The sequence below is a fragment of the Inquilinus sp. OTU3971 genome (genome assembly GCF_038440215.1).
On sequence record NZ_JASATH010000259.1, the window covers coordinates 1 to 9,009 of the forward strand.

6 protein-coding genes are annotated in these 9,009 nt (G+C 62.4%); 2 read left to right on the plus strand and 4 right to left on the minus strand.

Translation table 11 applies throughout. From position 1 onward, the window contains the following. Positions 1 to 212: 212 nt before the first annotated feature. Positions 213 to 1,151, minus strand: a complete 939-nt coding sequence (locus AAHM41_RS36710; RefSeq protein ID WP_342241589.1) for a hypothetical protein — start codon at positions 1,149 to 1,151, stop codon at positions 213 to 215. Positions 1,152 to 1,438: 287 nt separating this feature from the next. Here AAHM41_RS36710 and AAHM41_RS36715 point away from each other — a divergent pair, with 287 nt between their 5' ends. Together AAHM41_RS36715 and AAHM41_RS36720 are read left to right on the plus strand one after the other, a co-directional pair. After that, positions 1,439 to 2,320, plus strand: coding sequence for an AraC family transcriptional regulator (locus tag AAHM41_RS36715; RefSeq protein ID WP_342241590.1), 882 nt, complete (start codon positions 1,439 to 1,441; stop codon positions 2,318 to 2,320). Between the two features lie 119 nt (positions 2,321 to 2,439). Beyond that, positions 2,440 to 3,180 carry a dienelactone hydrolase family protein gene (locus AAHM41_RS36720; protein ID WP_342241591.1) on the plus strand — a complete coding sequence of 247 codons (741 nt, stop codon included), beginning with the start codon at positions 2,440 to 2,442 and terminating at the stop codon, positions 3,178 to 3,180. 293 nt (positions 3,181 to 3,473) lie between these two features. Here AAHM41_RS36720 and AAHM41_RS36725 read toward each other — a convergent pair whose 3' ends face one another. From AAHM41_RS36725 to AAHM41_RS36735, 3 genes are all read right to left on the minus strand, one after another. Then, positions 3,474 to 5,384: a hypothetical protein gene (locus AAHM41_RS36725; protein WP_342241592.1), complete on the minus strand. Its 1,911-nt coding sequence runs from the start codon at positions 5,382 to 5,384 to the stop codon at positions 3,474 to 3,476. After that, the gene (locus AAHM41_RS36730; RefSeq protein WP_342241593.1) at positions 5,368 to 7,749 is read right to left on the minus strand and encodes an HTH domain-containing protein; all 2,382 of its coding nucleotides are present in this window, start codon (positions 7,747 to 7,749) and stop codon (positions 5,368 to 5,370) included. Before AAHM41_RS36730 ends, AAHM41_RS36725 begins: the two co-directional genes overlap by 17 nt. Before the next feature lie 61 nt (positions 7,750 to 7,810). Then, positions 7,811 to 9,009, minus strand: a 1,199-nt coding sequence (locus AAHM41_RS36735; protein WP_342241594.1) for a hypothetical protein, incomplete at its 5' end; no start/stop codon positions are given.

Consider the following 9,009-nt stretch of genomic DNA (forward strand, 5'->3'; position numbering starts at 1 on the left):
CCCCCCCCCCCCCCCCCCCCCCCCCCCCCCCCCCCCCCCCACCCCTCCCCCTCCCCCCTCCCGCAAGGGGAGGGGGAGGATTAAAGGCATAGATCGAGTCGAGTGGCGGTAGCCTGAAAGGCTCGGGCTGCGCCCCTTGACGTCTCGATGGCCGCCGAATCGGAAACGCAGCCGGCGAGGCCGCCTGACGGCGGACTCGCAGCGTCCGGTGCTCACGGCCTCTTGTCCGCTCCGCGCCGGTTCCCGGGGGCGGGGCCGCCGTCGGCCGTGTCATGCGCGGACAATCCCAGGCGCCGTGCCAGGGCGGGCGGCCTGAGCAGGGTGAAGCTGCTATGCTGCTTGGCATAGGCGGCCTGGCGCTGGAACTCGGCTTCCTCCGGATCGAGCTCGGCCGGTGGCGGAGGGGGATCGGGCGGCCCGGCTGCTGCGGAAGGCCCGGTGCCGCCGGGATCGGGCGGCCGGTCATCCATCGGCAGCTTGCGGAAGAGCCTGCCGCCGGGGGCGAAGATCTCGCCGGTGGTGGTGTTGAGGTTGTAGATCTCGTTCCCGGGCAGGCCGAGATCGGCGGCCGGGATGGTGCGGTAGGATCCGGGGGTAAAGTCGGATCTGTGCGGCGGCGGGGGCGGAGGGGCGGCTTGGCCGGGGACCTCGTCCCATGGCTTCGGGCCGGCGGCGGCCCGATCGGCCCGGGGCTTGGCCAGGGCCGGGTCGAGGCCATAGGCGATGGCGCTGTCAGCGAGGCCGATCTGGCGGCCCAGGCGCCGGATCAGGGTTGCGATCGGCAGGGCGGTGTCGGCGAGGTCGGCATCGATGCGGTCGTTCTCGGTCAGCCGTTCCCAGAGATCGGCGGTGAGCCGTTCCCGGGCCTCGGGCTTGACGACGGCGATGGCCTGGGACAGGCCCGCGGCGACGGCCTGGCGCCGGCGGTCCTTCCGGTCCTGCCGCCGGTCGGTGCCGGCCTCAGCCTTGCGCCGCGCCTCCTCCCGCTGCTGGCGCAGCCTGGCCTTCAGCGCGATGGCGCGGCGGATGCCGCGGAAGAGGCTGCTGAAGCCGGCCTCGGCCTTCCCGGCGCGGTCGAGATCGTCGGTCTTGAGGGCGGCCATGGCCCGGGCCTGGAAGCCCACGGCCATCTCCTCGGCGACAGCGGCCATGCGGGACAGCATCGCGAGGTCGGCCTCGTCCGTGGCCGGCGAAGCGGCAGAGGGAGTCCGGGCCTTGATCCCACGATCGACCATCCCTGCATTAGAACAAAACAAGAACTCAGAGTCAAGCGGAACCGCAGGACGGTGGCATCGTCACCGCGGCGTCCGGGGCCGGTAGCGCAGAATGTCGAGGGGCGGCGCCCCGCGACGTTCGCGGCCCGTGACAAAACCGCAAGATCCGCCGAGCGTGCCGTGCCGGCCTGCGCTGAACTGGCGCTGCCACGGAGGACGGAACGATGAAGGCGGCGCTTCGGAACCACCATGCCCGGATGCAGCGGGTGCTGGATCACATCGACCGGCATCTGGACGAGGATCTGGACCTGGACGCGCTGAGCGGCGTCGCCGCCTATTCGAAGTATCATTTCCACCGGCAGTTCACGGCGACCTTCGGGCTGTCCGTGCATCGCTATGTCCAGCTCGCCCGCATGAAGCGCGCTTCATACCGGCTGGCCTACCGGGACGCCCAGAGCGTGACGGACATCGCGATGGATGCCGGCTACGATGCGCCGGATGCCTTCGCCCGCGCCTTTCGCCAGCGGCTCGGGCAATCGCCGTCGTCGTTCCGGAAGTCTCCCGACTGGGAGCCGTGGCTTGCGGCCTTCGGGCCTCTCGACGATGCGAGGAGCAAGCTGATGCAGAAGACCTTTGCCGCCGGCGACGTGACGATCCGCGACGTGCCGCCGATGCCGGTGGCGATCCTGGAGCATCGGGGCGACCCGGCGACGTTGGGCGCCACCATCCAGCGGTTCATCGCGTGGCGCAAGGCCGCCGGCCTGCACCCCAGGACGAGCCCGACCTTCACCGTCTGGCGGTCCGAGCGGCGCCCGGCGTCGCCGGCCGATTACAGCGTGGACCTGTGCGCCGGGACCGACCGGCCGATCGAGGCGAAGGACGAGCCGATCAAGGCCGGCGAGATCCCCGGCGGACGCTGCGCGGTGCTGCGCGTCGTCGGCCACACCGACAATCTGGAGCCCGCCGCGCTGTTCCTGTATCGCGACTGGCTTCCGGCCAGCGGCGAGGACGCCCGCGACTTCCCGATCTATTGCCAGCGGCTGAGCTTCTTCCCGGAGGTGCCGGAGCACGAGGCGGTGGCGGAGCTGTTCCTGCCGCTGAAATAGCGCTCTGCGGCGACGCCCTGCCCCGCCCGGCCGCAGGAAACGGGCAGGCCGCGATCCACCCTCTGGTCTTCATGGGCTCACGGCCTAGACTGGCGGCCTGCGCCTGAGGAGACGGGACGATGGAAACGCGGGCGATCGCCTATGACTGCGACGAGACCAGGCTGACGGGGTATTTCGCCGACGCCGCGCCGCACCGGACCAAGCCGGGAATCCTGGTCGCGCATGAGGCCTTCGGGCTGAACGACCATATCCGGGCGCGGACGCGGCGGCTGGCCGAGCTCGGCTATGCCGCCTTCGCGCTCGACATGTATGGCGCCGAGGGATTGGCGCTGCCGGAAGCGGTGAGCCGCCATGTCGCGCTGATGTCCGCGCCGGGACTGATGCTGGCCCGGGCGGACGCCGGGTTCGGCGTGCTGACGGCCCAGCCCGGCGTGGACCGGGAGCGGACGGCCGCGATCGGCTTCTGCCAGGGCGGGATCACCGCCCTCGAGCTGGCGCGCGGCGGGGCGCCCGTGCGCTGCGCCGTCGGCTTCCATCCGGGCCTGATGCGCCCCGCGGGAAGCCCGGACCGGCCGATCCGGGCGAAGGTGCTGATGATGATCGGCGACCAGGACCCCGACGTGCCGCCGGCGGACAGGGCCGCCTTCGCGGCGGAGATGCAGGCAAAGCAGGCGGACTGGCAGCTGCATCTGTTCGGCGGGGTCGGCCATGCCTACACCAACCCCGACGCCGACCGGCTGAACCGGCCCGGCTACGGCTACGATGCCGCCGCGGACAGGCGGTCATGGGCGATGATGCTGGCGCTGTTCGGGGAGGTGTTCGAGGGGGCTGCGGGCGGTGAGGGCGGGGACAATCGGTGAGGGCACCGACGTTGGGGGCGGTGGAGGTACGCCTCAACCCGGGGCATGACGAGGCGCGACGGGCGTCGTTCGACGAGCCTCCGGGGATGATCTTGTTCGCAGGGAAACAGAGCGTACCGAGGCCGGCAGAGATGCGTCAAAAGCGGTCGCCGGGGGCGTCTTAGAAGGGGACATACGCCGCCAAGCCTGCCGGAATCGTAGCCCGTCCCAGGTAGTGGCCAGGCTGAAGCACCCCAATTGCAGACATTGGCATCCGACTGTCATCGCAGGCGAACAATCTGTGCATCGGCCTCCTAAATAGCCGGAAGGCGTGCGCCAGCCAGCCTGGCCGCAGCCATCGCCTTTGAGAGAGGATCTGACATCTCCGGCCTAATCTCCGTTATGCATAGTAGCGCCTCGGCGAGATCAGAGCCGACTCCTGCCGGGATACGAAAAGCTAGCCTTTCTAGCCATCGGACGAGACTATTTCGCGCCGCTTTTCTGTCTGGATAGGCCTGAGCGCACTCGATCAAACGGAATACGCATTCCAAGACTATCGCGGCCTCGTCTGCACTGCTACACTTGTCGACGCATAGGTCGGCGACAGCGTCCGCTAGAGCTACATCCTTGAGTTGGACCGTGATGCTTGCTGCGAGTGCAAGCGCTGAATTGATAGGCGGATCGGCAACCGAGCGTTTATCCAAACGAATGAGATCAAGGATTGTGCCAATCTTTGGTGCGATCTCCGGCGGAACTCCAAAAGAATATAAAAGCTGACCAATGAAGAGAAAATGGTCGAGGGTCGGATCCGCAAAAAATGCTTTGTAGGCGTTGGTAAGCGGACCTTCCACTGAAAGATCGGCCTGGACAGGCCGTGGAACGCCCTCCAGCACGGAGGGAAATGTCATCGCCGGTCCAATTTTCTGCTCATTGATCCAGGCAAGGACAGACTCAAGCCGCTGGGTCCAAGCGTAGGGCACCTCCTTTCCCAGAATTGAGGCAATGGCATTTCGTACTCGACCGACAGCGTCTGCAATTAGGAAGTTCGAGAATATCCATTCCGGCCGCCAGCGTGGCTCGTCTCCCATCTCGGCTAGCACCGACGCAAAGTAAGTCCTTCCAGCCACCCGGAGGGCCCACCCCACTAGATTATCCGGTTCAATTTTCTCGAGGTCACAGGTGCGCACTATCAGTGACGCATGCGCAGCAGCCGCGAGTCGTCGCCAGAAAACCGGGCGCCCTCGTAAAGATTGGTGCTCGGAAAAATGAGCACTTGCAATGATAAACGCAGCGGCGAATATGCTGCAGGTACTAGTCAGGTGGTTCATATCACCGAAAAGACGTTCCAGCACCCTCTCGCCGAGTTCTGAGAAGCGGCTGTCCCGAGCGAGAGCATCGGCGCACAATTCAAATGCGCCGATCAGCGCAAAGTGATCATCAAGCGACAAACTTTTATCGATCATTAAGCACAGTGAGTCCACGTCGATGGAACGCAGCAGTCCGAGCGGTACCAATGCGCTGGAGGAGAATGTTAATGACGTTGCCAGAAAGGCACGAAGCGGTTCCGCGGCAAGCCGGTCTTGGCGCACAATCATGAGTTCGTGCGTTAGGTAATCAGAAAAATTGCTGGAGGATAGAATAGGGGCCGTCAAATTATCCCAATGTCGGGCGTCCTCCGGCAATAGATCACGCTTGCCAACCTGCTGGACCGCCACGCGAGCTTCCAGTCTCTCAACAAAGCTCTCCGGTGATGACGACAGTATGGACGTCACGTCATGGAAGTCAGTATGATCAAAATCGGTTTTACCAATTCGCGCGCGTATTTCTTTGATCACCGCGGGAAATAAAGTATTTCGTTCGAACAGAACTTCTACAATTTGGCTGCGTCGCTCGACAATGGTGGTCAGTAGGGCCGCATGCCGAAAACGCCACCGCCGTCTGCCAAGCGTAACGACACCCGCGTAATCGTCAGATATAGAAATTCTGGCTCCGCGAATCTTTGGAAGGGCAACGGAACGCCCTTTGTCAGCCGTCCGGGCAAAGGCCGCAAACAGATCCTCGCGCCGGCAAACTAGATTGTCCGCCAACTGGATCGGGTGCTCAAGTTCGAGATCGAAGCGGCCGGCAATCGCACCATCTGCAAGCACATCAGATTTGACTTGCGAAGAAAGCCGGTCCAGGACGAAGGCGGCCTTGATGCGAGCAAGTTCAGATAGCTGCGTCATCCTCGTTCTCCGCGTCTTCGGAATTCAGAATGAGAGATCGGATAAAATCAATGATTTCACGATAAAAATCTGGAGAGAGCTGTCTCATCGGCTCGAATATTTTCGACTCCAACCACTGGTGATAAGCGTTTAATACGTGGATATCACCAAGCTCAAATGGCATCGCAAGTCTGCCGGGAATCATACGCTTCACGACCCCTGCCCAACCAGGAGGAGGATTCCCGGTCCAACATGCGAGCCAAGCTTCGGGTTGGGGCGCCAACTCCATGACGAGATCCGAGAGGGCGGCTGCTCGCACCGCGTCTTCCTCCCTTTGCCAGATCTGCATGATGGCGGACTTCGTTTCGATCGCGAGGGTTGCGAGCCAAGCAACCTCTGTTGGAAAGCGTGGAAAGTCGGCTATCCGCGCCAAATCTAGGTTCTCCCTAAGCGCACGAAACTCACGAGATGCGTCCCTACGACTACGCAGGACTGCGTTCGCGATCTCGTCTGCATCAATCGGCATGAGCATCGCCCCGGCGACGCGGAGGCGATGCCTAGCCGTCCGCCTTTCGGCCTCCGTCACCAACTCACGTGCGAAAAGCTCCTCGATAAGGTCAAGCGAGGTGACGATACGCGCACGATAGCCGGTTCGATCCTGCGCAAATGGCTCTTTGTTCAGGGCTCTGTCGTCGAAAACCACGGCATCAGCATCACAGAGGTCATACAGCAAGTGAATAGTCGATAGATCGGATCGCTTCTCATCATCCTCCCCACCGGAACGACGCGGGCCGAAGATAATCTTGCCCGCGGTGTGTGCGCTACGTACCGCCGCGCGGATTTCATCAATCACATGCAGTACATCACCGACGTGCCGGTCATGCTCGATAAGCGTCGTAGCTTCCCGTTCTGCGCTGGCCTCGATGTAGACTTCGGAGAACTGGTCTAGCACCGAATCAAACAGGTTCGTCGTTTGCAGGTAGTTGAGAGCGAGATCGTCTATGAACAGCGGTCGTTTGACGTCGGGGCGCCCCCCCATCGGCCAACCCCGGTCCTGAACCAAAAAATACCCTTTGGCGGTCTCCTCAGTTGCCTCGTCGAGCCCTCCTAGATCGACTAAGACCTCCAGCAAGCCATGCATGTCGGCCAGCAGTGCTGCATGGCTCGACATGTCGGCGTCTTCCATATCGAGGCCGATCCGGTGAACAGGTGCAGGTCGCAGGACCACACCACCGGCAGCATCAGCAGCATGCACCAACGCTGCCAGATCGACGCCAATCTCATCCGCAAGGGAGCGCGAACCAGGGCTTGGTGTGGGAGCAATGCTGACTCGCCTCGCCGCGATTGCGTCACGTATTTGTGTGGCTCGCTTCAACCGTGATTTCTGAAAACTGCGTATACGGCGGCGGCCCTCGAAAAGTTCAAGGAGCGCCCCCGCCGGCAACACAATCTCGGGCATGAACGAAAGCACTTTAGGAAGTAGCCCGAGCCAGCCGAGCACCAGCAAGCTGGTGGCGTCGATGGCGATGCGGCGGGCCTCGCCTAAACGATCTGGGGCTCTCCGGCCGCTGAACAGGGGGATCGCCGCCATCCGTCGCGGATCGGTCGAGACGGCATTGCGCACCAGATTTCCGAGTATCGCTTCGACGAGTGTCATGCGCAGGCTTGGCGCCGCGATGACGAGAGGAAGATCACCGCGCGCTATGCCGTCATTGACAGTTCGGCTCTGCTGGTTCCAGTCGGACTGCTGATTCAGCAGCTCTTTCAGTTCGAACCGCCTCACCGGTCCGTCTTCGCCCGAGAGATCGACCGCGCGGCGGAACCATTCCTGCGCATCGGCGAGTGTACCTTCAATGCCCTCGTCAATGGTCAGAAGATAGGCGCCCAGCAGAACCTCTGGGTCGCTACCGCTCTTCTGAATCGCAGCTTTCAGCAAATCCATCATAGGCCCGTGACCTGAAGCCTGTGCCGTCTGTGCTGCCCGAATCAGCGTCGTGCCTTTGAGGCGATCGGCCATTTCCAGGTGAGCCGCCAATGGTTGCGCCAGCAACTCCCATTCGCCCGTTTCTATCGCGATCGCGATTTCCAGCTGTAGGGCACGGTTAGAGGGCGCATGCGCGCGCAGATACTCGGTTTGACGACCGGCTTCATCAAGCCTCCCCAGCCGAAACAACTCCCAGCCATAGTCGCGCGTTATGCTTGGATACTGAACAAGGAGGAACGCATGCGCCTCGACGACACGAACAAAATTCGCGTGGTCGCCCGCATTGTGAGAGGCCTCGGCGGCGAGTGCGATGTCCTGAGGATCGTTTGTGTGGCGATAAAGTTCCTCAGCATAGCGCGCAAGCGCGCCATGATCATTTTTTCGGCTCAGTTCTCGAACCAACGCCCGCAGTGCTTCAGTTCTCCCCGTCTCCTCAAAAACTCGCAAGTACTCTTGTACAGGGTCAGCCCCCCTTCGCGTTTGCAATTTCTGCCTCAAGTCCGGAAACGAAGGCATGATCGAAAAGTGCACGATTTTGGTCAATAATAACCGATGCCGTGGCAACGTCACCAGCTAGGATCAGCGCCTGTATTTCGAGCGACAGCACTCCCGATCTTCCGAATGTGGCTTCGAGAGCTTCACGATGTCTAGCAATAAGAGCCGCCACTGCCTTAGGATCGTCACCGTGCATGCGCAGGACGAGCGCGGCTCGCAACTCATCGTCGGCTAACCCCCCTAGCTGCTCACGGCGCGCAAGATATTGGGCAACAGGCGACGAGTCGAAGTCCTTTATAAATACGAATGCGAACTGCAGTTTATCGAGTGCAGTCTCGGGCGAAGACATATCGGCGCACAGTTGTGCCACGGCTCGCGCTTTACGGTGTGGATGGAGAAGTTGGCACCACAGCAAGTAGGCGACTGCAATCCGGCTTGCTTGTTGGAGTTGAAGATGTCTTGCAATGGGTTGGAGTCGCGTGAGATCGGTGATTGCAAGCTCAAGCTGCTCGGTGGCGACCGTTTCCGAGACGATAACGCGCGCAGACCGCACATCCAACGGCAGTCCTTGCAGAGGCAGTGCTTGATCCGGCTTCGGCAAGAGACAGGCTAGGCGCACTGTTCCCCTCAGCAGCAAAAAATACGGCGCTTCCTCGATTATCGCTTCTGAAGCTGCCGCCAGTGCGTCGCGCGCAGCCTCGGTCCTGTCCGCTTGGAGGTGAATGAGCGAAAGGCTATGCAAGCCATTGGCCGTAAGGTCGGCAACGCTCATCCCGTTTTCGTTGAACCACTGCAGCGCAGCATCTGCACCTCGGTGGCGAAAGAGAATGTTGAGAAGCGTGGAGCGGCTGTCGGCATCCCTGCGGTCGCGTAGCAGAAGAAGCGCGCCATCTATATCGCCGCGGGCCTCAGCAAGGCGGGCGCGAGCGAGAATATCACTGTCTGGGCCGGACAGCTCGACCGCTGCGGCGAGGAACCGGTCAGCGGCATCTATCACGCCGCGCACAGCTGCGCTGCGGGCTGCTCGCAGCAATACTCGCCTCCGTAGGCTTGGCGAGACCTTTCCATACTTCCCTGAAGCAAGATCCTCGCCAAGGGCTGCGAAGCGGTCGGTTCTTGCAGTTTCGGGAAACAGCGAGCGCTTTAACGCCAGCTCATATTGACTCG